Annotated in this window: 27 protein-coding genes; 7 read left to right on the forward strand and 20 right to left on the reverse strand. The window is 66.6% G+C overall.

The window, feature by feature from the left end; genetic code table 11:
• Positions 1–2: 2 nt before the first annotated feature.
• Complete coding sequence (gene sdhD / locus M1K48_RS12140; RefSeq protein ID WP_249503465.1) at positions 3–428, reverse strand: succinate dehydrogenase, hydrophobic membrane anchor protein; 426 nt, start codon at positions 426–428, stop codon at positions 3–5.
• Positions 425–811: a succinate dehydrogenase, cytochrome b556 subunit gene (gene sdhC, locus M1K48_RS12145; protein WP_249503466.1), complete on the reverse strand. Its 387-nt coding sequence runs from the start codon at positions 809–811 to the stop codon at positions 425–427. The genes sdhD and sdhC overlap by 4 nt, the downstream gene beginning before the upstream one ends.
• A gap of 204 nt (positions 812–1,015) precedes the next feature.
• Between sdhC and M1K48_RS12150 the strand changes: the two genes are divergently transcribed.
• From M1K48_RS12150 to M1K48_RS12165, 4 genes are read left to right on the forward strand one after another with little or no spacing between them, the layout of a single operon-like run.
• Entirely contained in the window at positions 1,016–2,341 is a 1,326-nt protein-coding gene (locus M1K48_RS12150; protein WP_249503467.1) for a methyl-accepting chemotaxis protein, read from the forward strand.
• A gap of 50 nt (positions 2,342–2,391) precedes the next feature.
• A complete protein-coding gene (locus M1K48_RS12155; protein WP_249503468.1) occupies positions 2,392–3,090 on the forward strand; it encodes an SDR family NAD(P)-dependent oxidoreductase in 699 nt (232 codons plus the stop codon).
• Entirely contained in the window at positions 3,080–3,991 is a 912-nt protein-coding gene (gene bla / locus M1K48_RS12160; protein WP_249503469.1) for a subclass B3 metallo-beta-lactamase, read from the forward strand. The genes M1K48_RS12155 and bla overlap by 11 nt, the downstream gene beginning before the upstream one ends.
• The gene (locus tag M1K48_RS12165; RefSeq protein ID WP_249503470.1) at positions 3,988–4,866 is read left to right on the forward strand and encodes a 50S ribosomal protein L11 methyltransferase; all 879 of its coding nucleotides are present in this window, start codon (positions 3,988–3,990) and stop codon (positions 4,864–4,866) included. Before bla ends, M1K48_RS12165 begins: the two co-directional genes overlap by 4 nt.
• A gap of 506 nt (positions 4,867–5,372) precedes the next feature.
• Here the strand turns inward: M1K48_RS12165 and M1K48_RS12170 are convergent.
• Positions 5,373–5,789: a YunG family protein gene (locus M1K48_RS12170; protein ID WP_249503471.1), complete on the reverse strand. Its 417-nt coding sequence runs from the start codon at positions 5,787–5,789 to the stop codon at positions 5,373–5,375.
• A gap of 38 nt (positions 5,790–5,827) precedes the next feature.
• The gene (locus M1K48_RS12175; protein ID WP_249503472.1) at positions 5,828–6,187 is read right to left on the reverse strand and encodes a nuclear transport factor 2 family protein; all 360 of its coding nucleotides are present in this window, start codon (positions 6,185–6,187) and stop codon (positions 5,828–5,830) included.
• Positions 6,188–6,648: 461 nt separating this feature from the next.
• Here M1K48_RS12175 and M1K48_RS12180 point away from each other — a divergent pair, with 461 nt between their 5' ends.
• Positions 6,649–7,470 (forward strand): PEPxxWA-CTERM sorting domain-containing protein, encoded by an 822-nt coding sequence (locus M1K48_RS12180; protein ID WP_249503473.1) that lies wholly within the window; start codon positions 6,649–6,651, stop codon positions 7,468–7,470.
• 119 nt (positions 7,471–7,589) lie between these two features.
• Here the strand turns inward: M1K48_RS12180 and ligA are convergent, their stop codons facing one another.
• From ligA to M1K48_RS12210, 6 genes are all read right to left on the reverse strand, one after another.
• The gene (ligA, locus tag M1K48_RS12185; RefSeq protein ID WP_249503474.1) at positions 7,590–9,614 is read right to left on the reverse strand and encodes an NAD-dependent DNA ligase LigA; all 2,025 of its coding nucleotides are present in this window, start codon (positions 9,612–9,614) and stop codon (positions 7,590–7,592) included.
• Complete coding sequence (locus M1K48_RS12190) at positions 9,611–10,126, reverse strand: DUF1697 domain-containing protein (RefSeq protein WP_249503475.1); 516 nt, start codon at positions 10,124–10,126, stop codon at positions 9,611–9,613. Before M1K48_RS12190 ends, ligA begins: the two co-directional genes overlap by 4 nt.
• Positions 10,123–10,833, reverse strand: coding sequence for a dienelactone hydrolase family protein (locus M1K48_RS12195; RefSeq protein WP_249503476.1), 711 nt, complete (start codon positions 10,831–10,833; stop codon positions 10,123–10,125). The genes M1K48_RS12190 and M1K48_RS12195 overlap by 4 nt, the downstream gene beginning before the upstream one ends.
• A 10-nt stretch (positions 10,834–10,843) precedes the next feature.
• The gene (murA, locus tag M1K48_RS12200) at positions 10,844–12,130 is read right to left on the reverse strand and encodes a UDP-N-acetylglucosamine 1-carboxyvinyltransferase (RefSeq protein WP_249503477.1); all 1,287 of its coding nucleotides are present in this window, start codon (positions 12,128–12,130) and stop codon (positions 10,844–10,846) included.
• A 157-nt stretch (positions 12,131–12,287) separates the two neighbouring features.
• On the reverse strand, positions 12,288–12,629 hold the full coding sequence (gene clpS / locus M1K48_RS12205; RefSeq protein WP_249505255.1) for an ATP-dependent Clp protease adapter ClpS: 342 nt from the start codon (positions 12,627–12,629) through the stop codon (positions 12,288–12,290).
• A 171-nt stretch (positions 12,630–12,800) separates the two neighbouring features.
• Entirely contained in the window at positions 12,801–13,508 is a 708-nt protein-coding gene (locus M1K48_RS12210; RefSeq protein ID WP_249503478.1) for a phasin family protein, read from the reverse strand.
• A 105-nt stretch (positions 13,509–13,613) separates the two neighbouring features.
• Between M1K48_RS12210 and gmk the strand changes: the two genes are divergently transcribed.
• Complete coding sequence (gene gmk / locus M1K48_RS12215) at positions 13,614–14,255, forward strand: guanylate kinase (RefSeq protein ID WP_249503479.1); 642 nt, start codon at positions 13,614–13,616, stop codon at positions 14,253–14,255.
• Here the strand turns inward: gmk and M1K48_RS12220 are convergent.
• From M1K48_RS12220 to M1K48_RS12250, 7 genes are all read right to left on the reverse strand, one after another.
• Complete coding sequence (locus tag M1K48_RS12220; RefSeq protein ID WP_249503480.1) at positions 14,252–14,953, reverse strand: ATP12 family chaperone protein; 702 nt, start codon at positions 14,951–14,953, stop codon at positions 14,252–14,254. The two genes, gmk and M1K48_RS12220, sit on opposite strands and share 4 nt — an antisense overlap.
• Positions 14,950–15,177, reverse strand: a complete 228-nt coding sequence (locus tag M1K48_RS12225; protein ID WP_249503481.1) for a hypothetical protein — start codon at positions 15,175–15,177, stop codon at positions 14,950–14,952. Before M1K48_RS12225 ends, M1K48_RS12220 begins: the two co-directional genes overlap by 4 nt.
• The gene (locus M1K48_RS12230) at positions 15,174–15,845 is read right to left on the reverse strand and encodes an HAD-IA family hydrolase (RefSeq protein WP_249503482.1); all 672 of its coding nucleotides are present in this window, start codon (positions 15,843–15,845) and stop codon (positions 15,174–15,176) included. Before M1K48_RS12230 ends, M1K48_RS12225 begins: the two co-directional genes overlap by 4 nt.
• Positions 15,842–17,014 (reverse strand): RluA family pseudouridine synthase, encoded by a 1,173-nt coding sequence (locus M1K48_RS12235; RefSeq protein ID WP_249503483.1) that lies wholly within the window; start codon positions 17,012–17,014, stop codon positions 15,842–15,844. Before M1K48_RS12235 ends, M1K48_RS12230 begins: the two co-directional genes overlap by 4 nt.
• Before the next feature lie 46 nt (positions 17,015–17,060).
• Positions 17,061–18,263 carry a DUF445 domain-containing protein gene (locus tag M1K48_RS12240; RefSeq protein WP_249503484.1) on the reverse strand — a complete coding sequence of 401 codons (1,203 nt, stop codon included), beginning with the start codon at positions 18,261–18,263 and terminating at the stop codon, positions 17,061–17,063.
• A 91-nt stretch (positions 18,264–18,354) separates the two neighbouring features.
• Positions 18,355–21,549, reverse strand: coding sequence for an efflux RND transporter permease subunit (locus M1K48_RS12245; RefSeq protein WP_249503485.1), 3,195 nt, complete (start codon positions 21,547–21,549; stop codon positions 18,355–18,357).
• A gap of 36 nt (positions 21,550–21,585) precedes the next feature.
• Entirely contained in the window at positions 21,586–22,782 is a 1,197-nt protein-coding gene (locus M1K48_RS12250; protein ID WP_249503486.1) for an efflux RND transporter periplasmic adaptor subunit, read from the reverse strand.
• A gap of 201 nt (positions 22,783–22,983) precedes the next feature.
• Between M1K48_RS12250 and M1K48_RS12255 the strand changes: the two genes are divergently transcribed.
• On the forward strand, positions 22,984–23,250 hold the full coding sequence (locus M1K48_RS12255; protein WP_249503487.1) for a GlsB/YeaQ/YmgE family stress response membrane protein: 267 nt from the start codon (positions 22,984–22,986) through the stop codon (positions 23,248–23,250).
• Positions 23,251–23,262: 12 nt separating this feature from the next.
• Here M1K48_RS12255 and M1K48_RS12260 read toward each other — a convergent pair whose 3' ends face one another.
• From M1K48_RS12260 to sciP, 3 genes are all read right to left on the reverse strand, one after another.
• Positions 23,263–23,544 (reverse strand): hypothetical protein, encoded by a 282-nt coding sequence (locus M1K48_RS12260; RefSeq protein WP_249503488.1) that lies wholly within the window; start codon positions 23,542–23,544, stop codon positions 23,263–23,265.
• 89 nt (positions 23,545–23,633) lie between these two features.
• Positions 23,634–23,903 (reverse strand): GlsB/YeaQ/YmgE family stress response membrane protein, encoded by a 270-nt coding sequence (locus M1K48_RS12265; protein ID WP_249503489.1) that lies wholly within the window; start codon positions 23,901–23,903, stop codon positions 23,634–23,636.
• Positions 23,904–24,035: 132 nt separating this feature from the next.
• Complete coding sequence (gene sciP, locus M1K48_RS12270; RefSeq protein WP_249503490.1) at positions 24,036–24,335, reverse strand: CtrA inhibitor SciP; 300 nt, start codon at positions 24,333–24,335, stop codon at positions 24,036–24,038.
• Between the last annotated feature and the right edge of the window lie 258 nt (positions 24,336–24,593).

A 24,593-nucleotide genomic window follows, 5' to 3' on the forward strand; every position in this document is an offset into this window, starting at 1 on the left:
GATCAGGCTCCGAACGCGATGCGGGCGAGGGCGTACAGGGCGAGTGCCCCGGCCCCGACATGGAGGAACAGGCTGACGATGTGCCACGTCATGCGGCCGCCTTCGTCACCCTGGTAATCGTCGATCACCACCTTCACGCCCTCGAGGCTGTGCTCGAAGCAGAGGTAGGTGAACAGCGCCATCGGCACGAAGCCGAACGGGCCCGACAGCCAGGCGGCGAGGGTCGATTGGTCGAGGTCGGGGAGCAGCAGCAGCGAGACCAGGAACCAGGTGCCGAGCAGGAGCAGGGCGGCGCTCGACACGCGCTCCTTGATCCAATGTTCGCCGCCGTGGCCGGCCGAGCCGAGGCCGCGGACCCGGCCGAGCGGGGTCTTGCCGTCGGGGATGGCGTTGCGCTCGTGGCTGCCCATCTGCTTCGGACCGGTCATGCGCCCTTCCCCAGCAGGACGGCCCAGAACAGGGCGGTGAGCAGCACGGAGCCGATCATCGTCAGGTAGGCCATCGTCTTGTTGGTCCGCAGTTCAAAGCCGGCGCCGATGTCCATCACGAGGTGGCGGATGCCCGACAGCGTGTGTTGGAAAAAGGCCCAGCTCAGCGCAACCAGGCCGACCAGGATCAGCGGCACCGGGCCGAGCTTCCACCCGAGGAAGCCGGCGAAGGTCTCCCACCCCTGCGCGCCGCCGGACAGGGCCAGCAGGAACCAGGTCAGCAGGAACAGCCCGCCGACGCTGAGCGCGATGCCGGTGCTGCGATGAAGGATGGAGACCAGCATGTGCGGGCCCCAGCGCCAGATGGTCAGGTGGGGCGACATTGGCCTTGCAGTATTACGCGCCATGAGACGGTCCGTTTGCTCCGGCAAAAAGGGCTGGAAGGAATGCGCTTTGCCCTAGGCGGCAGAGCGGTGAGAGGCAAGGCAGTCCAAAGGCCCCGCGACGGGCCCGGCCTAACCGCCTCTTAACCAATAGGGGGCTAGTCCGGCGGCATCACGTTTTCGCGTCGCAGGAGAGCCGCCGCAATGCCCGCCATCCAAGCCAGTCACCAGCGCCGCCTTCGCGCCTTCGATCCGGGCGGAGACCTGCCCCAGCGGTCGGCCGCGCTGTGGACGCTGGTCGAAGGGCATGAGCGCGCCATCGCCCGCAAGTTCTGGGAGCGGTATCGCGAACATTCGCCGGCCTCGCAGACCTTTGACGACACCAAGCTGGAGCAACTGGCCGAGCGGATCGTGCCCTATCTGCGCAACAAGTTCCTGCGGCTGACCGAGACCCGCTGGGTCGACACGGCCAAAAGCTATGTCGAGGATTCGATGAGCGCCAACGTGTCGCTCACCACGCTGCTGGCCGGCCTGTCGGGCGAGGCCGAAGCGATGGTCGAGGCGATGCGCGGCGTGATCGACGATTCGGCCGAGCGCGCGGCCGCCGCCCGCACCATCCACGAAGTGAACATGGTCGAGATCGACGTGTTCGTGGCCCACGCCATCCATTTCCAGGACCAGCGCCACGACGGCGAGCGCCAGCAGAAGGCGGAAGAGTTCAACCGCCGGGTGGTGGCTTCGGTCGCTCGAGCCAGCAGCGACAGCGAGATGCTGCGCAGCCAGTCGAGCCAGACTGCCGCGGCGACCCGCGGGATGCTGGGCAAGACCAGCGAAGTGGCGGCCGCCGCCGAGCAGTCTGCCGTTGCAATGCGCGAGGCCGCGCACACCGCGGCCGGCCTGATCCGCGCGATCGAGGACGCCCGGTCGGAAGTCGAGATTGCGGCGGGTGTCGCCAGCCGCGCCGGCGACCAGGCCGCGCAGGCGGTGAAGATCAGTCAGGCGCTGTCGACCCATGTCGAAGCGATCGAATCGATCCTCGGCCTGATCCGGGACATCGCCGGGCAGACCAACCTGCTGGCGCTGAACGCCACCATCGAGGCGGCGCGCGCGGGTGACGCCGGGCGCGGCTTCGCGGTCGTGGCGCAGGAAGTGAAGAGCCTGGCCAGCCAGACCGCCCGGGCGACCGACGACATCACCGCCAAGATCAGCGCGATCACCGCCGCGACCAAGCAGACGGTGGAAGCCAACAGCTCGATCCAGGGCACGGTCGAGGAGGTCGAATCCTCCGCCGACCGCATCCGCCAGGCGATGGAGCTTCAGGCGCAGACGGTGACCATGATCACCGCCGCGGTGGACGAAACCGCGCTGGCCGCCGATTCGATGAGCAGCACCATCGCCGCCATCCGTACCGACACCGAGAATGTCGCGCGCGACATCGATGGGGTCGAGCAGGGCTTCGGCCGCTTCTCCGAGCAGATCGGCGAATTCAAGAACGCGACGGCGGAGTTCATTTCGAAGTTCGCCGCCTGACGCTGCTGTTGGTCATTGCGGGGCAAGCTTCGCAATGACAGGGAAGGGGGATGAACATCCTCCTCACCGGCGCCAGCCGGGGCATCGGCAAGGCTGCGGCCGATGCGCTTACCGCCGCCGGTCACACTGTGATCGGCACCTCCACCAAGGGAAGCGACGGGCTGATCGCAGCCGACTTCGCCGATCCCGCCGCCGCTGCCGCCTGCTGGGCCGAAGCGGTGCGCCGGGCTGGGCGGATCGATGCGCTGGTCAATAATGCCGGGGTCTATGAAGGCGTGGCGGAAGATGCGCCCGAGGCCGAATGGCAGGCATCATGGGCGCGCACCCTGCAGATCAACCTGCAGGCGGCGGCGGATCTTTGCCGGCTGGCGATCGGGCATTTCGGGACGAACGGCGGCGGGCGGATCGTCAATGTCGCGAGCCGCGCCGGTTATCGCGGGGATTCGCCCCAACATTGGCATTATGCGGCGTCCAAGGCGGCGCTGATCGCGGTGACCAAGACGATTGCGCGCGGCCATGCGGGCGAAGGCATCTATGCCTGGGGCGTGGCGCCGGGCTTCACGGTGACCGAGATGACCGAGGAATATCTCGCCAGCCGCGGCGGGGAAAAGGTCTTGGCCGACATCCCGCTCGGCCGGGTGGCGAGCGCGGCGGAGGTCGGCGAGACGATCCGCTGGCTGGCAACCGACGCCCCAGCGAGCACCACGGGCAGCGTGATCGACGTCAATGGAGCGAGCTATGTCCGCTAGCCTGGTTGCCCTGGCGCTGGCGGCGCAGCAGATCGTGGTGCCGCTGGGCGGCGGCAAGGCGGCGCCCAAATACCCCGCGCCGCTGGCGACCGCCGGCCCCGCCTTCGCCCGCACCTGCGAGGGCCGCGATGGGTGGGACGATCCGGCGCCGCCGGTGCGGGTGCACGGCAATACTTACTATGTCGGGACCTGCGGGATCACAGCGCTGCTCCTGACCAGCAAGGACGGGCACGTACTGATCGATAGCGGGACCGAGGCCGGGGCCGAGCTGGTCGCGGCCAACATCCGCAAGCTGGGGTTCAAGCCGAACGATGTGAAGTGGATCGTCCACAGCCACGAGCATCACGACCATGTCGGCGGCTTCGCGCGGATCCGGGGGCTGACCGGCGGCGAGGTGGTCGCCTCCGCCGGCGCCGCGCCGGTGCTTCGGTCGGGCGTGATCCCGGCGAGCGATCCGCAATTCGGGATCCTGCCCAAGATGGCGCCAGTGCCGGTGGCGCGGGTGATGAAGAGCGGCGACACGCTGCGGCTGGGCGGCATCCTGCTCAACGCGATCGAGACGCCGGGGCATACCGCCGGCGCGCTGACGTGGCAGTGGGTGAGCTGCGACGGCGGCGTGTGCCGGACGATGGTTTATGCCGACAGCCTGAGCCCGGTCAGCCGCGACGATTACAGATTCTCGGCGCATCCCGAGCTGGTCGCCACCTTCCGCGCGAGCTTCGCCAAGGTCGCGCCGCTGGAATGCGACATCGTGCTGACGCCGCATCCGTCGGCCAGCAACATGAGCGCGCGGTTCGCGGGCAAGGCGGCGCTGTTCGACCCGGCCGGGTGCAGGAACTACGCGGCGGCCAAGGCCAGGGGGCTCGACGAGCGGCTGGCCAAGGAGGCCGCGGGCAAATGAGCTGGCGGGTGACCCTGGCCTGCAACCGCGCCGAGGGCGAGGCGGTCGGGGCGATGGAGGAGCCGTTCGGCGACCATCCCAACCCGCCGGTGATCGTCGCCGACGAGCCCGACGAGCATCGCCCCGACGATTGGCGCATCCACGCCTATTTCGAGGAGGAGCCGACCGCGGCCGAGCTGGCGGTGCTGGCCGGGCTGGCGAGCGGCGAGCCGGTGGTCGAGGAGCTCGCCGACGAGGATTGGGTGACCCGCAGCCAGGCCGGGCTGGAGCCGATCGAGGCCGGTCGCTTCTTCGTCCGCACGCCGGCGCACCAGGCGCGCGACGGGGCGGTGAACTTCCTGATCGACGCGGGCCTGGCGTTCGGGACCGGGCATCATCACACCACGCGCGGGTGCCTCGCGGCGCTCGACCGATTGGAGCGGGCAGGCAAGAGGTTCGAGCGGATCGCCGACATCGGGACGGGCACCGGGCTGCTGGCATTCGGGGCGCTGGCGTTGTGGCCGGAGGCACTGGCGATCGCGACCGACATTGACCCGATCAGCATCGACGTCACCCGCGACAATGCGGTGCTGAACGGCGTGGCGCTGGGCGAGGGACCGGGCGAACTGGCGCTGGCGGTGGCGGACGGCATGGCCCACCCGGCGCTAGCCGAACGAGCGCCGTTCGACCTGCTGATCGCCAACATCCTCGCCGGGCCGCTGATCGAGCTGGCGCAGGATTTCGTCGCCGCGACGGCACCTGGGGCCACGATCCTGCTCGCGGGGCTGCTCGACACGCAGGCCCAAGCGGTGACCGCCGCCTATGTCGAGCGCGGCTGCCGGCTGGTCGAGCCGGGTACAGGCGAATGGCGGGTGCTGGTGCTGGAGAAGGTGTGAGCGATTGTCTGCTTTCGACCCATTGCGGACATTAAAGCCGACCGGCCACTCCTAGCCCAGTTCCTCCACAAATTGCTGAGACACCGATCGCCTAATCAGGACCAGCGTCAGCATGCAGCAAAAGCATACGGCCCATGCCGCAATAGCTACTATCAGAAGCACCTGCACCTCTGGTGGCACCAGTTCCCAGCTACTGAACCGTGCCCGTGGCAACCCAGCTATGCCTCTAGGCTTGCCATACTGAGAGGCGACGTAGAACACGATCAGAAGAAAGGTTGAAGCGCCCAGGATGATCCCACCGAAGCACCAGCGGCGAGCCCGCTCCTGGCGAGGTAGGATGTAGTTCTCCCCGTCGATCAGATAGCCGTCTCTTGTTCGCGGTCGGCTATCAGCCATGACGTAACCCTACACCTTCGGATTATCATGTTGCCTCGGTGGCTCGAAGAGTAACCACTCCGAATGTGGTGCCGTGTCACCTATGTCCGCTTTCCACCCAAAGCGGACACTCATCTCAGTCGGCTGAGAACCCTCTGGAGCAGCAGCTCGCACCGCTCAATGGTGGACGCGCTGTCATTCAGCCTGTGCCGATCAAGGATGACATACTCGACTACCCGGGCGAGGGAGGGGAATTGTTGCCATGTCAGGTCGATGTGTTTGGGCGGATCCTGGGCGAAATCGATGTTCCAGAAATGAGCTTCGATCGAAGAGTCGATATCAACCCTCCCTGCGACGATCTCGAAGTGCGGAAAGAACTGCTGAACCAAACGCGCTGTCGGGTAGCACTGACCCAAGGCTGGATTGTTCACCTGATGAACGCCGAGGTACGCCGTGTCAGGCTGCCAGCTTTTCTCCAGCGCGAGTTGAAGCTGCGGCATAGAAGGCAGCGGGTGTCCTGAGTTCATAGTCACAAACAAAAACCACATCGAATGTCCGCTTTCCACCCAGAACGGACATCGTCGCTTCAGAAGCGAGGATTGGGATTGCGCTGATCTTTGGGAGGCGGGGCGACAACGTCCCAGTGCTCGATGATCTTGCACCCTCGAAGCTTGAACACGTCAGCAATCGCGTATTCGGGCGCACCGGCGGCTGGGCTGAACCGAGCGTGCAGGAAGACCAAGTCTCCTTCGGCGATCGTGCGAAGGATCGTCCACTCGGGCTGCGGTACGTTGGCAATAAGTTGTTCGAGAAAGCTCGCCGCTGCTGTTCGGGTGCCTTCAGGAACATCTGGTTTGTGCTCGATGAAGCCAGGGCTCATGTGGCGCTCAAAAGCGGCTCGTGGCTTCAATCCTACGAGCCCTTCGTTGTAGAAGGCGAGGACCACCTTTCGATTGTCCTCAGCGCTGCCGGTGCACGCCTCTGTCTGCTGGTCCCGTGTTTGCGCAGCACTCATTGCAGATAAGGGCATCAACATAGCCGCTACGAGTAGCCCCTTAACGTTCATAGCTGCGCCTTTCACCTACCGCATGCAGGCTAGCAGCTAATCAGGGTAATGTCTGCTTACGACCCAAAGCTGACATTCCGCCCCGACCCATCGAGGATGTTAAGCTTCAGAAACGGGCTGTATCCCGGAGCGGCGAGGCCATCGGAATCATCTCTGCCCCCTATGACGTTTGGATGTCCGAACGCGGGCCTCTGACATGCTAGCGAGCAACTGCGGCCCATACTCTTTCAGATTCAAACATTGGTTTACTGAGCGTTGACTCTATTGTTAACGGAAATTAAACTTGCCAGATCGCGGTCTCTCAGGGGTGAGAGTCTCAAGCGTCAGTTTTGGGGGTAAGAATGTTTAGGGGTGCTTTAGGTATAGCATTAGCTCTTGGTCTGGCTTCGCCACTGGACGCGCAATCCATCTACTACCAGCAAGGGTTCACCAACAATCTGTACCTTTATGATGCAGGAACGAACACCAATACTCTTATCGGCGATCTTGGATTATCAGCCGATTCGACGGGCATGGCGTTCTCACCGACGGGCACGTTGTATCTTTATGAACGGGCCTCAACGAGCCTTTATACCGTAAATCCAACCACGGCTGCTACAACGCTGATCGGTAACACGGGGATAGGCGCCGAGGATCTTACGATTAGCCTTGACGGCACCACTGGATACGTCACCGCGCAAGGCAATCTGTATTCCATCAATCTGAGCACCGGCGCGTCCACCTTATTGGGGAGCATCGGTGCGACACTTGACGGGCTTACAACGGCGCCAATCGCAGTTACTATTGGTGGTATAAATTATAGCGCTGGCACAATCTTTGGCGTAGATTCTGGCACATTGTTCATGCTGAATGTGTTGACACCGTCTTCGTCGACTATCGGCTCGACGACCGGCGCAAGTGAGACTTTAGACTTTGCTTCCGACGGAACCCTCTGGGGTCAGAATAACGGCACATTTAATGTGATTAATTCATCGACCTTTGCTTCAATTCCCGACGGAGCTAGCGCGGGCGGTAACTTCGCATTCGGAATGGCTATCGCCCCGTCAATCAGCGCGGCGGTGCCCGAGCCTTCAACTTGGGCGATGATGCTGATCGGTTTTGGTGCGATTGGCGCGAGCATGCGCCGCCGCCGCACCGTGAGTGCGCTTGCTCAGATGGGCTAAGTCGGCCCGACCACGTCTGCTAGGGAGAAGGCACCGCGTTCACGGTGCCTTCTTCTTTGGCATCTGAATGTCTGCTTTCCACCCATAGCGGACATTCGGTGAGACCCTGGACGTCGGCCTCAGGCCTTCGCCACAATCCTCGCCCACTCCTCTTCGGTGGCGACGCGGATGCCGAGTTCTTCGGCTTTCTTGAGCTTGGAGCCGGCGCCGCGGCCCGCCACCACTAGGTCGGTCTTGGCGCTGACGCTTCCCGCCGCCCTTGCCCCGAGGCGTTCGGCCTGGGCCTTGGCTTCGTCGCGGCTCATGGTTTCGAGGCTGCCGGTGAAGACGATGGTCTTGCCGCTCCATTCGGTCTCGCGGGCCTGGCTGACGAACGGGGCGGGGGCCGCGAGCCGCAAGAGGGCGGCGACTTCCTCGCGGTTGTGGGGTTCGTGGAAGAAGTCGTGGACGGCTTCGGCGACGACCGGGCCGACGCCGTCGACCGCGGAGAGTTCGGCGGTGCCGTGCTCGTCCAGCGCCGCCGCCTGAATTGCGTCGATCGTGCCGAAGCATTTCAGCAGATCGCGGGCGGTGACGATACCGACGTGGCGGATGCCGAGGCCGAACAGCAGGCGGGCGCTGTCGAAGCCCTTGCGCGCCTCGATCGCGGCGAGGAGGGCGTCGACGCTCTTTTCCTTCCACCCCTCGCGGCCGAGCAGTTCGGCGCGGTGTGCTGCAAGGCGGAAGATGTCGGACGGCTTCTCGATCCAGCCGAGGTCGGCGAATTTGACGATGGTCTTTTCGCCCAGCCCCTCGATGTCCATCGCCCCGCGGCTGACGAAATGCTTGAGGCGCTCGAGCCGCTGGGCGGGGCAGACCAGGCCGCCGGTGCAGCGGATGTCGACCTCGCCGTCCTCGGCGACGGCTTCGGAGCCGCAGGCGGGGCAGTGGTCGGGGTAGACGAAGGCCTCGCGCTCTTCGTCGCGGGTAAGATTTTCCACCACCTGCGGAATGACGTCGCCGGCGCGCTGGATGCGGACTCGGTCGCCTTCGCGCAGGCCGAGGCGTGCGATCTCGTCGCGGTTGTGGAGGGTGACGTTGCTGACTATGACCCCGCCGACGCCGACCGGTGTCAGGCGGCCGATCGGGGTCAATTTGCCGGTGCGGCCGACCTGGATCTTGATCCGCTCAAGCGTGGTTTCGGCCTTTTCGGCAGGGAATTTATGGGCGATCGCCCAGCGCGGGGCGCGGCCGACGAAGCCGAGGCGCTCCTGCCAGTCGAGGCGGTCGAGCTTGTAGACGACGCCGTCGATGTCGAACGGCAAGTCGGCGCGGGCGTGTTCAATGGCGGCATAATGGGCGAGGGCGGCGTCGGCGTCGGCGCAGCGCACGACCCTCTCGTCGATCGGGAAGCCGAGCGCGCGGAGGCGGTCGAGAGCCTCGCTTTGCGTCGCGCCGAGCGGCTCCGACAATTCACCCCAGCCGTGGAGCAGGAAGCGCAGGGGGCGGGCGGCGGTGATCGCGGGGTCCTTCTGACGGAGCGAGCCGGCGGCGCCGTTGCGGGGGTTGGCGAAGACCTTGCCGCCGCTTGCCTGCTGGCGCTCGTTCAGGGCGGCGAAGTCGGCCTTGGACATGTAGACCTCGCCGCGCACCTCCAGCACGTCGGGCGCGCCGGTCAGCTGCTGGGGAATATCGGCGATGGTGCGGACGTTGGGAGTGACGTCCTCACCTATCGTGCCGTCGCCGCGGGTGGCGGCCAGCACCAGCGTGCCGCTTTCGTAGCGGAGAGAGCAGGACAGGCCGTCGATCTTGGGTTCGGCGGTGAGCGCGACCGGCTGGTCCTCGGACAGGCTGAGGAAGCGGCGCGCGCGGCGGACGAAGTCGTGGACGTCCTCGGCGCTGAAGGCGTTGTCCAGGCTCAGCATCGGCCGAGCATGGGTGACCTTGGTCAGGGCCGAAGAAGGCGCGGCGCCGACCACGGCATTGGGCGAATCGGCGCGGATCAGGTGTGGGAAGGCGGCTTCGAGTTCATTGTTCTCGCGGATCAGTGCGTCATAGTCGGCGTCGCTGATCTCGGGCGCGTCAGCATCGTGATAGAGGCGGTTGTGGCGCGCGATCTCCTTGGCCAGTTGGCGCAGGCGGCGACCGGCTTCGGCTTCGGTCATTTCATTTCGCCCAGCAAAGCCGCGATCTTGGCGACGCTGCTGAGGTTGCGGGCGGTCCCGGCAGCGACCGCGGAAAGCTTCAATTTGCTGGAGCCAATCCCCTCGCCATAGCTGACGTAGATGGCGCGAGGGCCGATCGCCATGCGCTCGCCAGCCACGTTGCGCGCGTCGTCGAGCATCGCCTGGGTCGGCTCCGCGTCGATGACGTGGGCCATGACCCGGCTGCCCTTGTCGTCCGTGAACGGGTTGACCTCCGCCAGCGCCGCCATTTCCTTTGCCGAGCGCACGAAGATCGGCACCTCGCGGCCGAAGAAGTCCGCGACCTTGGCGGCGATGCAGGCCTGCACCTGCTTCTCGCTGTCGTCGCTGGTGAAGAGGAGGTTGCCGCTGGCAATGAAGGTGCGGACATGCGTGAAGCCGCATCCCTCGCCCATGCGCTTCAATTCCGCCATCGGCAGCTTGCCCGTGCCCGCGACATTCACCGCGCGGAGCAGCGCGACATAGGCGGTCACCCGAACAGCTCGTCCAGATAATCGTGAAGAGCGGCCCAGCTGCGGCGGGCAGCGGCGGCGTTATAGTCGACGCCGGGGATGTTGAGGCCGGCCGCCTTCGGATTGGTGAAGGCGTGGCCGGTGTGGCCATAGCCATGGATCTGCCAGTCGGCGCCGGCTTCGGTCAGCTCACGGGCGAGGGCGACGACGGCGTCGGGCGGGACCATCGGATCGTCCCAGCCGTGATAGGCGACGACCTTGGCCTTGATGGGCTGGGGCGGCAGGTCGGGGGCGTCGAACAGGCCGTGGAAGCTCGCGACTCCGGTGATCGGCGCGCCCGAGCGGGCAAGGTCGAGGACGCACAGGCCGCCGAAGCAAAAGCCGATGGCGGCGATCTTGGCAGGGTCGGTGCCTTCCTGCGCCTTGGCGACTTCGACGATGTCGAGCATCCGGTCGCGCAGGGCGGCCCGGTCGGACTTGAGGCGGGTCATGTGGCCGAAGGCGGCGTCGCGCTGGTCTGGGCCGTCATAGCTGCAGCCCCACAGGTCGGCGATCAGGCAAGCATAGCCGCGGCCGGCGAGGTCGCGGGCGAAGCCCTTCTCGAGATCGCTAACGCCGGCGAAGGTCGGGACGATGATGACCGTCCCGCGCACCGCTCCGCCGGTCCCGACGTAGACGCTCTGGTGCTGCTCGCCGGCAAACTGGTGTGAGATGGTGCGTTCGGTCATGCTGGTTTCCTCAGCCGCCGCCGCGGCGTTCGATGGTCGCGCCGACGGCCGAAAGCTTCTCTTCCAGCCGCTCGTAGCCGCGATCGAGGTGATAGACCCGCAGCACCTCAGTCTCGCCTTCGGCGGCGAGGCCGGCGATGATCAGGCTCATCGAGGCGCGCAGGTCGGTCGCCATCACCTTGGCGCCGGTCATCCCTTCGACCCCGTGGACGATCGCCGAGCGACCGCGCACATCGATGTTGGCGCCCATCCGGCGAAGCTCGGGCACGTGCATGTAGCGATTCTCGAAGATCGTCTCTTCGAGGAAACTTTCGCCCCCCGCGCGGCACAGCATCGCCATGAACTGCGCCTGCATGTCGGTGGCGAAGCCGGGGAAGGGCGCGGTCGACAGGGCCAGCGGCTTGAGCGGACCGTCGGCGCTGACCTTCATTCCCTTGTCGTGAAATTCGATCATCAGCCCGGCCTGGACCAGGGCGTTGGTGGTCGCCAGCATGTCCTCGGGGCGGATCCCGATCAGGTCGACGCTGCCGCCGGTGATCCCGGCCGCGCAGGCATAGCTGCCGGCCTCGATCCGATCGGGCATGACGGCATAGGTACAGCCATGAAGCTTCTCGACGCCCTCGATCTTGATGTGGGGGCTGCCTTCGCCTTCGATGTGGGCGCCCATCTTCTGCAGCAGGCGGCAGAGATCGACGATCTCGGGCTCGCGCGCCGCATTGTAGAGGTTGGTGCGGCCGGCGGCGAGTACCGCGGCCATGACCGCATTCTCGGTCGCGCCGACCGAGACGACAGGGAAGGTGAAGTCGCCGCCCTTGAGCCGTCCACCGCCCGGCGCGGTGGCGCGGACGAAGCCGGCGGCGATCTCGATCTCAGCCCCGATCGCTTCCAGCGCCTGGAGGTGGAGATCGATCGGGCGGTCGCCGATCGCGCATCCGCCGGGCAGCGAGACGGTGGCGTCGCCGGCGCGGGCCAGCAGCGGACCCAGCACCAGGATCGAGGCGCGCATCCGCCGCACCATGTCGTAGGGGGCGACGGTGGACACGAGATTTTCGGCGCGCAGAGTCATCCGGCGCCCGACCTCGCCCTTGTGCATCCCCTCGATCTTGGTCGACACGCCAAGCTCGTTCATCAGGTGGCCGAAGCTGTCGACGTCGGCCAGCCGCGGCAGGTTGCTGAGGGTCAGCTTCTCATCGGTCAAGATGGCACAGGGCAGCAAGGTGAGCGCACTGTTCTTCGCGCCCGAAATGGGGATGGCGCCTTCGAGCCTGTTGCCCCCCTGAATGACGATCGAGTCCATGCAGCGGCGTTTAGAACTTCGTTGCGGGGGTGCAAGGGCAAGCTCGCTTCTCCCCTCCAGGGAGGTGTACCGGAGGGGCGGAGGGGTTGTTGTGGAGGGCAAGTACCCCTCAGTCAGCTGCGCTGACAGCTCCCCTGAAGGGAAGCGGCACCAAAAATTACGCCTTTTCCAGCGTGCATTGGAGCGGGTGCTGGTTTTCCCGCGCGAAATCGGTGACCTGGGTGACCTTGGTCTCGGCGACTTCGTAGGTGAACACGCCGCATACGCCGACGCCCTGCTGGTGGACCTGGAGCATCACCCGGGTCGCATCCTCGATGCTCATCGAGAAGAATTGCTGCAGGCACAGGACGACGAACTCCATCGGAGTATAATCGTCGTTCAGCATCAGCACCTTGTAGTTGCTTGGCTTGCGCGTGCGCGGGCGAGTGCGGGTGACGACCCCGCGCTCGATCTCCTCGACGCCGTCGGACTTGCCGGGCACGTCGTCCTCGCCGGCCATGTGGATGCGCTCGATCATAGACACGCCGCTAAGATAAGGGATGCCGCCCCGGCTTGCCAAGGCGGACGAGCGGTCTTGTCGCCCGATTGGACCCGAAAGCCGAAATGAAAGCGGCCGCCCCCATGATACGCAAGGGGCGGCCGCAAGACTGGCTGACAGGAGGAGGAGTTATCAGGCAGTCATCTCGTTGATCTTTTCGGCGTTGAGCGCCGCGCGGTTCGACAGCGGCTGGATCGCTTCGCCGGCGAGCTTGACCGAGGCTTCGGTCAGCTGGCTGAAGCTGGCGACCAGGCGGTCGAAGTTCGACTTGGCGATCTCGCTCTGCAGCTGGAAGAATTCGGTCGGGCTCGAAGCCTGGGCCAGGCTCTTCAGCTCGGCGACGTTCTGCTCGACGCCTTCACGGACGCGGCTGAGGGCGTCCTCGCCGACACTCTTGGCACCGGTGGCGGCGATCTTGCCGGCTTCGACCATCGCTTCGACGTTGGCGCGGGTCAGCTGAGTCAGTTCCTCGGCGGACTTGCGGCCCTTCTCGATCGCTTCCTGGCCCTTGCTGCCGGCGTCGGCGAACAGGGTCTGGAGGCGGTCCATGCCGGGAATGGCGGCGAGCGGCTGGAAGCTGGTGAAGCTGTTGCTGGGATCGAAGTTCATGGTGGTTTCCTTGGGTTCGGGCGCGGCTGCCTTGGCGGCGCGCGGCGCGCTGGTCTTGTTGACGTTCTGGCCACCGGCAGCCTTGCGGGCCCGCGGCTTGCGCTCGGTCTTGACCCGGCGCGCATTGACCTTCTTTACGGCGTCGACGACCGAAGCTTCGACCGGCTCGGCGTGATCGGCCACTTCGGTGGCGGCATTGAAGGTTTCGTTGTCCATGGTGTCGGTCATCATTCTTCCTTGTTGCAGTGCACAATATAGTGCGGTGCACCACGAATCAAGTGTTTTCTTCGCACATGCAGCATTGACGCTGGCCGCCCGGTGGCGGCAAGAGCGCGCATGGACCACTCAGAGCGCACCCGTCGCGGCCTGCTGATCGTGCTGTCGTCGCCCTCGGGGGCAGGCAAATCGACGATCAGCCGGATGTTGATGGAGGGAGACCCGACCATCACCATGTCGATCAGCGCGACCACCCGCCCGATGCGCGAGGGCGAGGTCGCCGATGTAGATTATCATTTCGTCGACGAAGCCCAGTTCGAGCAATTGATCGAGGCCGACGAGCTGGCGGAATGGGCCTATGTCTTCGGCCATCGCTACGGCAGCCCCAAGGAGCCGATCAAGGAAGCGCTGAAGGCCGGGCGCGACACGCTGTTCGACATCGACTGGCAGGGCACCCAGCAGCTGGAATATGCCTTCCGCACCGACTTGGTGCGGATCTTCATCCTGCCGCCCTCGATGACCGAATTGGAGCGGCGGCTGACCGATCGCGGGACCGACGAGCCCGAGGTGATCGATTTCCGGATGCGCCGGGCGGCGGCCGAGATCGGGCATTGGGCGGAATATGATTATGTCCTGATCAACGAGGACGTGAACCGTTGCGCGGCCAAGGTGAAGGCGATCGTCGAGGCGGAGCGTCTGCGGCGCGAACGCCAGCCCTACCTGCTCAACTTCGTGCGGCAGTTGGTGGAAAAGCCGAACTAGGCGGCGGGCAGCAGCTCGAGGAAGCGGGCCCCGGCACGGAAGTCGGCTTCGCGCGCGGCCATCGCCTTTTCCGCTTCGTCGTCGGCGCCCCATTGGTCGAGCTGCCAGCGCTCGTCGAGGCTGACCGATTGCCAGGCATCGTCGACGCCGACCGCTCCTTCGTGCAGCGCAAGGGCGGCAATCAGCGAGCCGCCGACAGTGACCAGCGGCGAGAGACCGGCCAGGGTGAAGGCATCGAACGCGTGAACCGCCTGGCCCAGCCGATCGAGCGTCGCCTGCGGCTGTTCCACCGGCGAGACGCCGTGGGTGACGGCGAAGTCGACGTCGAAGCGGCGGCGGGCCCATTGCAGCAGCGGATCCCAGGCGTCGGCCTGCGCGGCGATCAGCTTGTCGGGCGAATCGGCGCGGTAGCAGAGGAGGTCGCTGTTGGCGTAGCGCGCGAGGCCGTCGGCGAAGTCGCCGGGACGCGGCGCGACATGATCAAGCGCGGCATTGGCGAGCCCGGTCAGCGGCATGGCGCGGGGGTCGATCGTCTCACCCGCCGAATCCCATTCCGCTGCCACCGCGGCGGCGAGTGGTTCGCCCGGCAGCAGCAGCAGCGCGCGGACCGGGGTGCGGACCGGGCGGCCGTCGAGCTCGATCCGCCAGTGCCCACCCTCGTCGGCGATTGCCTCGCCCCGTTTCCAGAAACGCTTCACCGGCGGTCGGCCTTCTCCCAATGCTGGCGGAGCAGCACCGGGCCGAGCAGGGCCTCGATCAGGCCGCAGCCGATCACCACCATCCCGAGCCCAAGCGCGCCGCCGGGGCGGACGAGGTCGCTGAAGACGATCCCCATGCCGAGCAGGAACAGCAGCAGTCCAGAGATGCGGAGCAGCGCGAAGATGCCGAAGCGCTTGCGCCACACGTCGTCGGTCGGGCTCATGCGCCCACCGTCACCAGCGCCTCGGCCTGATTCAGCACCTCGGAGGGTTGGGCGGCGAGGGTGTCGGCGCCGGCGGCACGAAGTTCGCGCTCGTCGTGATAGCCCCACAGCGCGCCGATCGCATGGGCTCCCGCGGCCTTGGCCATGCCCATGTCCCAGCCGGTGTCGCCAATCACCACCGAATTCTGCGCGTCAGCGCCGCAATCGGCGAGCGCCTGGAGAGTCATCGATGGGTGGGGCTTGGACGGGTGGCGGTCGGCGGTCTGGAGCGACAGGAAGCGGGCGTGGAGGCCGTGGCTGGTGAGGCAATGCCGCAGCCCGCGGTCGGACTTGCCGGTGGCGACGGCGAGCAGCCAGCCGCGCTCCTCCAGCGCGTCGAGCAAGGGGAGGATGCCGTCGTACAGCGGCTCCTCGACCTCCCGCTGCCCACGCAGGGTGACGAACGCATCCTTGTAGGTCTGCGCCATCCGCTGATGAAGGTCGGGGTCGTGCGCCGGGGCTAGCTCGGCCATCGTCTCCACCAGCGACAGGCCGATCACCCGCTGGGCCTGGCTGCGCGGGGGGAGGGTCAGGCCATGCTCGGCAAAGGCGAGGCCGAGCGCGCGGTGGATGGTCCCGCCGCTGTCGACCAGCGTGCCGTCGCAGTCGAAGATCGCGCAGCGGATCATTTGCGGCCCCTCGGCGGTCCCTTGCCGGGCGGACCCTTGGCGGGCGGGCCCTTGGCACGAGGAGCCTTGGCCGGAGCCGAGGCGGCGCCGCGGCCGCGGCGCTCGCCCTTGCGCTCCTTGCGCGCGGTCTTGGCGGCGGCAGCCTTTCGGCGGAACTGCACCTCGGCGCTCTTGGCCGGGTCGGGCCGGTCGAGCGGCATGTTGTCGCCGTCGCGTGCTTCGAAGCCGAGGGTCGCCAGCGTCTCGGCGAAATGCGCCGGAAGCTCGGCAGAGACGTCGATCTCCTTGCCGCCCGGCGCGTCGATCTTGAGCCGGCGGGCGTGGAGGTGGAGCTTGCGGCTGACCCCGCCGGTCAGGAACGCGTCGGCCCCACCGTATTTGGCGTCGCCGACGATCGGATGGCCGAGATGCGCCATGTGTGCGCGCAACTGGTGAGTACGGCCGGTCTGCGGCTGGAGCTCGACAAAGGCGGCGCGGGTGCCGGCGCGGTCGATCACTCGGAAGCGGGTGCGGGCGGCTTGGCCGTCCTCGGCGACGTGCATCTTCTCGCCCCCGGTGCCGGGCTGTTTGGCCAGCGGGGCGTCGATCAGCCCCTCGTCCTGGCTGAGGTCGCCGACCACCACTGCCCAATAGACCTTGCGCGCGGTGCGGCCGGCAAAGCTCTTGGAGAAGAAGCCTGCGCTCCGGGCCGAGCGAGCGACCAGAAGGACGCCGCTGGTATCCTTGTCGAGGCGATGGACCAGCTTGGGGCGATTGCCCTCCTCGTCGGCGAGGCCATCGAGCAGGCGGTCGAGATGCTGGTCGGTCTTGGTCCCGCCCTGGGTGGCGAGGCCCGGCGGCTTGTTCAGGACGAACGCGTCGGGGGTGGTGTCGATCACCATCTCTTGGACGAAGCTGCGCTCGTCATCAGTGAGTTGCTCGAGCACTCGGCTCGGGCGATCGCTGCGCGCGGGCTGGGCGTCGCGCGGCGGAATGCGGATGGTCTGGCCGGCCTCGATCCGGTCGCCCGGCGTCGCCTTCTCGCCGTTGACGCGAAGCTGGCCGGTGCGAGCCCAGCGCGACACGAGGTTGAAGCTGACCTCCTCGCCCATGTGGCGTTTGAACCAGCGGTCGAGCCGGATTCCGTCGTCGTCCGCGGCGACGGTGAAGGTGCGGTGCTCGGTGGTCATGGGGGCGCCGATAGCCGGAGAAGCGTCGGAAATACAGCGACGCCGATTAGAGCGTGTCGAGCAGGTGGAGGACCAGGCCGACCAGGCCGCCGACCAATGTGCCGTTGATGCGGATGTACTGGAGGTCGCGGCCGACCGCGGATTCGAGGCGTTCGGTGACGGTGCGCGCGTCCCATCCGCGGATGGTGTCGCTGACAAGGCTGACGATCGAGCCGCCGTAGCTTGCCGCCATGCCGGCCGCGGCGCGGCGGACGAACTGGTTGACCGCGCGGCGAATGCGGGGATCGCCTTCCAGCGTCGTACCGGCCGAGCGCAGCACTTCGCCCATCCGCCCGGCGAGGGCCGCGTCGGGATTGCGGGCGGCGGCGATGATCGAGGCACGGCCCTTCTGCCACAGGCGGTCGAGCCATTGCGCGACCGAGCGATTGGCGAGCAGTTCCTCCTTCCAGGTTTCGACCCGGGCCTGGGTCTCGGGCTTGTGCTGGAGGTCGTGGGCGAGGCTGGAGAGGGCTTCGACCATCTTACCGCGCATCGGATGGTCGGGATCGGTGCTGACTTCCAGCGTCAGCTTGCGCAGGCCTTCGACGATCGCGTCGGCCAGCTTCTCGTCGAGCGCGGCGAGGCGCAGCACCCAGCTGGCGCGGCGCTTTACCATGTCGCGGATCAAAGATTCGTTGGCGTCGAGCGCGCGCGATAGGGCGCGGATTGCGGCTTCGAGCATGGGGACGTGGCGATTGTCCTCGATCGCCGAGGCGAGCGCGGCGCCGAGCAGGGGCGATATCTCGGTCCTGGCGATGCGCTGGGAGATGGCGCCCTTGACGATCCCACCCAACCGTTCGTCGTCGAGCGCTTCGAACAGGTCGGCGATCAGGCGCGAGGCGCCGCGGCGGATGCGGGTCCCTTCGCCCGAGGGGGCGCGCAGGAAGCGGCCGGCGGCGGCGGCGACGTCGATCCCGCGCATCCGCCGTGCGACCACCCGCGCAACCAGGAAATTGTCGCGGATGAAGTTGGCGAGGGTGAGCCCGATCCGGTCCTTGTTGCGGGGAATGATCGCGGTGTGGGGAATCGGCAGGCCGAGCGGGTGGCGGAACAGCGCGGTGACCGCGAACCAGTCGGCCAGCCCGCCGACCATCGCGGCTTCGGCAAAGGCCTTGACCAGCCCGAGCCAGGGATAGCGCGGCTCCATCGCGCGGGTCAGCACGAACAGCGCGGCCATGACGACCAGCAGGCCGGTCGCGACGACCTTCATGCCGGCGGCCCCGGGCTGAGCCGGATTGAAGCGGGAGAGTGGTCCGGAACGAGTCATCCGGACCACTCAATAGCCGAACCCCCGGTCAGGTTCACTCCGCCGGTTGCGGAACGGGGGATCCCGGGGGGCGCTGCGAGCGGCCATCGGCTTCCTCGCCCGGCATTTCGTGCGCGGTGGCGCTGAGGTGACGGCCAAACTTGCGTCCGAACCAGGTCTCGATGTCGATCGCCAAGCTGAAATAGGCCGGGACGAGCAGCAGGGTCAGGAAGGTCGACAGCAGCAGGCCGCCGATCACCGTCACGCCCATCGGCGAGCGGAAGCTGCCGTCGCCGGTCAGGCTGAGCGCGATCGGGACCATGCCGGCGACCATCGCGACGGTGGTCATGACGATCGGCTGGGCGCGCTTGTGCCCGGCTTCTACGATCGCCTCGTCCTTGGTCATGCCATGGTCCATCATCTCCACCGCGAAATCGACCAGCAGGATCGAGTTCTTGGCGACGATGCCGAGCAGCATCAGCAGGCCGATGAAGACCGGCAGGCTGAGCGGCATGCCCGCGACGTGGAGCGCGACCACCGCGCCCAGCGGGGCCAGCAGAAGCGAACCGAGGTTGACCAACGGCGCGAGGAAGCGGCGGTAGAGCAGCACCAGCACCGCAAACACCAGCGCGATTCCGGCCAGCACCGCCAGGACGAAATTGAAGATCAACTCCTGCTGCCATTTCTGGTCGCCCAGTTGCAGGCGCTGAACGCCGGCCGGCAGGTTCTGAAGAGTCGGCAGCTTGTCGATCTGCTTCCAGGCGTCGCCGCTGATCGTGCCGGGCGTCAGGTCGGCGCCAATCGCGATGCGGTACATCTGGTTGGTGCGGTTCACCGTCACCGGGCCCGAACCGAAGCTGATCTCGGCCACCGACTTGAGCGGCACCGATCCCCCGCTGGCGGTCGGAACGGGCAGGTTCTCGAGGGTCGAGATGTCCCGCCGCTCGGAGCGGTCGAGGCTGACGATGATCGGAACCTGGCGGTCGGACAGCGAGAAGCGGGCGCTGTTCTGGTCGATGTCGCCGATGGTCGCGATGCGGATCGTCTGCGCCAGCGACGAGGTGCTGACCCCCAGGTCGGCGGCCAGGTCGAAGCGCGGATTGATCCGGATTTCAGGACGCACGACGTCGCCCGCCACGCGCGGCGCGACCAGCGTCGGGATGGTCTGCATCTCCTCCGCGATCTTGTTCGCCGCATCGGCGATCTTCACCGGATCGTCGCCGCCGAGATAGAGCGAAATGGGTCGTCCGCCACTGCCCGGGCCGCCGCCGCCCTGGCTGTTGAAGTTGACCCGGGCATCGGCGATCGAGGCCAGCTGCGGGGTGATCTCGCGCTCGATCTCGAAGCTCTTCTTCTCGCGGTCCTTTTTGTAGACGACGTTGAGGAACGCTGACGAGGTAAAGCTGCGCTGGAAGACGTTCTCGACGTTCGGATTGCGCAGGACGATCTCGCGCACCCGGGCGGCGACCGACTTGGTCTGGTCGAGCGTGGTGCCCGGGGCGAGGCCGATCCGGATCGAGCTGTTCGGCTGATCCTGCTCCGGCTGGAAGGTCATCGGCAGGGTCATGATGCCGATGATGGTGGCGCCGAAGATCGCGAAGCCGACGCCCATCATCCACACGCGGTGATCGCGGAAGCGCGCCAGCCGGCGCCCGAAGAAGCCGCGCGCACGGTCCTTCGCGGCATCGGCCTTGTCGTGGTCGATCGACCAGCGGAGCGTGTTGAGATAGCGCTCCATCCACTTGCCCGAGGCATGTTCCTGGATGCCGCCGCTGCGCAGGAAATAGGCCGCCATCAGCGGCGTGATCATGCGCGCCACGAGCAGGCTCATGAACACCGCCAGCACGACCGTATAGCCGAAGTTGCGGAAGAACTGGCCGGAGATGCCGGGCATCAGCGCGACCGGCAGGAACACCGCGACGATCGACATGGTGGTTGCAAGCACGGCGAGGCCGATCTCGTCCGCGGCGTCGATCGACGCCTGGTACGCGCTCTTGCCCATCCGCATGTGGCGGACGATGTTCTCGATCTCCACGATCGCGTCGTCGACCAGCACGCCCGCCACCAGGCCCAGGGCCAGCAGGGAGAGGAAGTTCAGGTTGATGGACATGAGGTCCATGAACCAGAAGGCGGGGATCGCGGAGAGCGGGATGGCGACCGCCGAGATCAGCGTCGCGCGGATGTCGCGAAGGAAGATGAAGACGACCAGCACTGCCAGCACCGCGCCTTCGAGCAGCGCCGACATCGAACTCTTGTACTGGCTCTTGGTGTAATCGACGCTGTTGTTGATCTCGACGAAGCGGATCCGCGGATCCTCCTTCTCGATCTTGCGCAACTCGGCCCAGGTATTCTCGTAGGCGGTGACATCCGAGGCGCCCTTGGCGCGGGCGACGTTGAAGCTGACCACCGGACGGCCGTCGAGTTCGGTGGCGGAGCGGGGTTCGGCCGAGGAATCGCGGACCTGGGCGATCTCGCCGAGGCGGACAAAACGGTTTCCGGGCAGGGCGATCTGGGTGTCGGCCAGTGCCGTGGCGCTCTTGGCGTTGCCGAGCACGCGCACCGTCTGCTCGGATCCGGCGATCTCAGCGCGGCCACCCGGGGCGTCGAGATTGATCTGGCGCAGCTGCGCATTGACCTGCGCCGCGGTGATTCCCTCCGACTGGAGCGAGGCGGGATTAAGGATGACGCGGATCTGGCGGTCGACGCCGCCTTCGCGGCTCACCTGGGCGATTCCGGCCTGACCCAGCAGGCGGCGCGACACCAGGCTGTCGACATACCAGCTGAGCTCTTCCAGGCTCATGTCGGTCGCTTCGACCGCGATGAACACGAAGCCGTCGCCGCCGATGTTCACTCGGCTGACCTGCGGCTCGAGGATGCCGTCGGGAAGGTCGCCGCGGATCTGGTCGATCGCCGCCTTGACGTCATTGACCGCACGGTCGGTCGGAGTGCCGATCTTGAACTGGACGAAGGTGTTGCTGTTGCCTTCGCGGACGTCCGAATTGATCTCGTCGACGCCCTCGACCCCGCGAACCGCCGCTTCGACCTTCTGGGTGACCTGGTTGACCATCTCGGACGGAGCGGCGCCAGGCTGCGAGATGGTGACGTTGGCCGCCGGGAAGTCGATGTCCGGGTTGTTGGTGACCTCCATCGTCGCAAAGGCGTAGATGCCCGTCAGCAGCAACGCGATGAAGAGCACGATCGGAGGGACCGGGTTGCGGATGCACCAGGCCGAAATGTTCCGGAAACTCATATGCCTGACTGTCCTGCCTAGCGCCTGGATTGCAGCTTAGTTGGCCGCGGCCTGGCGCCGTGGATTGATCTTCTGGCCGGGATTGAGGAACGGTCCGGCCGAGAGAACGACGGCTTCCTGACCAGTCAGCCCGGCAACGATGGTCGCGCCGCTTTCGTCGACAGTGCCGATCTTGACGCTGCGCCGTTCGGCCTCGTTCTTGGCGTTCACGACGTAGACGTAATTACCGTCATTGTCGGACAGCACCGCGCTCTGCGGAAGCAGCGGAGCGGTGGTCGACCCGGCCGAGATGCGTGCTTCGGCAAAACCGCCCGGACGGATTCCGGCCGAATAGGGGATGGCGATCCGCACTTCGCCCTGACGCGACTGGGGATCGATCACCGGCGACACCTGCCACACCGAACCGACGACGTTGGAGGTGCTTCCGATCGGGGTCACGCTGGCCGGCATACCGACCCGCATGGCGGCCAGGTCCTGCTGGCTGAGCTGGGCGCGCATTTCCATCTCGCCGCCGCGGGCGAGGCGGAACAGGCCCTGGCTGCCCGGGCCGATTACCTGACCGACCTCCAGGTTGCGCTGGAGGATCAGGCCGGCGCTGGGGGCGCGGATGTCGAGCAGGCCGATTCCGGCGCGGGTCGCACCAAGCTGCGCCTGCGCCACCCGGACCTGGGCATTGGCCTGGTCGCGTGCGGCGCGCTTGCGATCCAGATCGGCCTTGGACACGAAGCCGCGGCCGACGAGCGAGGCCGAGCGATCATATTCGTTCTGGGCCAGCGCGGCGCTGGCGCGGGCGGATTCGACCGCGGCGGCAAGCTGCGCGGTAGTCTGGACCTGGACCGAGCGATCCACCGTCGCCAGGGTCTGCCCGGCGCGGACCCAAGTGCCGGCATCGACCAGCACCGCGGTGACCCGGCCACCCTGGCCGGCAGCGCCGACCGGCTGGTCACGGCGGGCGGCGAGCGCCCCGCTGGCGGTGATGATCTGCGCCACCTGGCTGCGTCCAGGCACGATCACGGTCACGGTCGGGACCTGCCCGCCGGGACGTCCGGATCCCTTCTCCGCAGCAGCCGTGGCCGACGAATTGACCGGCGCACTCTCGCGGTTGAACAGGTAATAAGCGAGCCCCAGCACCAGGGCGCCGATCAGCACGGCGATGATGAGGTTGCGCCGCCTCCGGGTGTCATCCACCACGACAACCGTTTCGTCCCGCGCAAGCCGGGTCTCGCGATTCATTCCTGTCTACCTTCTAGTTCGACGCGACGATCACGCCGCAGCTGTATTATACGCATAAGGCACTTGCCGCAAGGGAAGGCGTGTTGCCGACCAACGGCAAGCGCCATTCGACCAACGGCTCCCTCCGACCTGTCGAAAGTTGTTTGCCCAAAGCGGGACAGAATTGGTAGCGGTGGTCTCCTTAAAACAGGAGATATTTGCATGCTGGCACCGGAATATGGATGGCTGTCGTGGATCGTCATCGGGCTCGTGGCCGGCGGAATCGCCAAGCTGGTGATGCCCGGCAAGGATCCCGGCGGCTGCATCGTTACCATTCTGCTGGGTATCGGCGGGGCCCTAGTGGCCGGTTTCCTCGGCCGCGCACTTGGCTGGTATGATCAGCCGACCGACGGCGCCGGCTTCCTTGCCGCCATCGTCGGCGCGATCCTAATCCTCTTCATCTACCGACTGACCCTCAAGCGGCGCTAGGCGGAGGGGGCCTCAGCCCGGCCGGCGGCGTCCCAGCCGCCCGGCCAGGAGGGTGAGGCCGAGCGCCAGAAAGGCGCCAAGCAGCGAAAGGAGCACGGCCGGCAGCGAAAAGCCGGTCGGCTCCAGCTTGCCCGCCAGCACCGGGGTGATGACCAGCGCGCCGAGCACCGCGCCGAGCGCGCCGAGCGCGACCAGGCCGAACACGTCGCGCAGGGTCCGGCTGTGGACGATCACGCTGGTGAGCCAGCCGAGCAGGGCTCCGAGGAGGACGAGGGCGATCCAGGACAGGGGCATGCGCCGCTCCATAAGCAAAGGGGCCGCCCGCTCCAAGAGCAGGCGACCCCGATGTAGTGGTCAGTCAGTTTGACGAGGCTGCTGAGCGCTTAGCGCACCCGACCACGACGAACGAGATTGACGATCGCGAGCAGGATGATGGCACCCAGCAGCGACACCAGGATGTTCGGCAGGCTGAGCGGGCCGTCGGTGATCGAGCCACCGCCAAGCAGCGGCGCAAGCAGGAACCGGCCGAGCAGGGCGCCCAGGATGCCGACGATGATGTTGAGGAAGATACCCTGCTGGGCGTCAGTGCGCATCACGATGCTGGCAAGCCAGCCAAGCACACCGCCGACGACGATGATGAGAATCCATTCCATTGTGCGTTCCCTCCTGTATCGCCCGTACGTGTTCCGCCGGGCGCTTCATTGGGGTTCAAGACGCCTCGGAGACGGTCTTGTTCCGGGGAGGGGAACGGTGTTCGGCTGTATCGGTTCCGGAACGAGCGTCAGTTAATAGCGCTGCTGGCGTTCGTAGACTTGGCGGTAATGCTGGATCCGGGTGACCCGCAGGCCCGGCATGCCGCTGCGATCGACCGCCCGCTGCCAGCCGGCGAACTCTTCCAGGCTGAGACCGTAGCGGGCGCAAACCTCGTCCACGGTGAGCAGCCCGCCGGCGACGGCGGCCACCACCTCGGCCTTGCGGCGGACCACCCAGCGCGTCGTGCCCGGCTTGGGCAGCGAATCAAGCGTCAGCGGCTCGCCGAGCGGGCCGATCACCTGATGGGGGCGGAATTTCTGGTTTTCTAGCATTGCTTCCTCAGACGGAACTGGTGGTTGCCGGTGAGCCAGCGTTTACCGGGGGTTCTCTCAAGCAACCGTGAAGTGCGCTGGTAAACGCGCTCCTCACTTTTTGATCGGCGGAGGCCGGGTCGGCCCCGGCGAAGGCACCGCGAACCGTTTTCCCCGGTTCGCCGCCCCCGTTGGCGAGGAGGGCGACGACCGCGGCGAGGCGGTCCCCCGCACCCCCGCACGGGCCGATGCTCGCCAGCACGGCGCCAAGCTCGTCGC

It is taken from the genome of Sphingomonas glaciei, from assembly GCF_023380025.1.
GTDB lineage: Bacteria > Pseudomonadota > Alphaproteobacteria > Sphingomonadales > Sphingomonadaceae > Sphingomicrobium > Sphingomicrobium glaciei.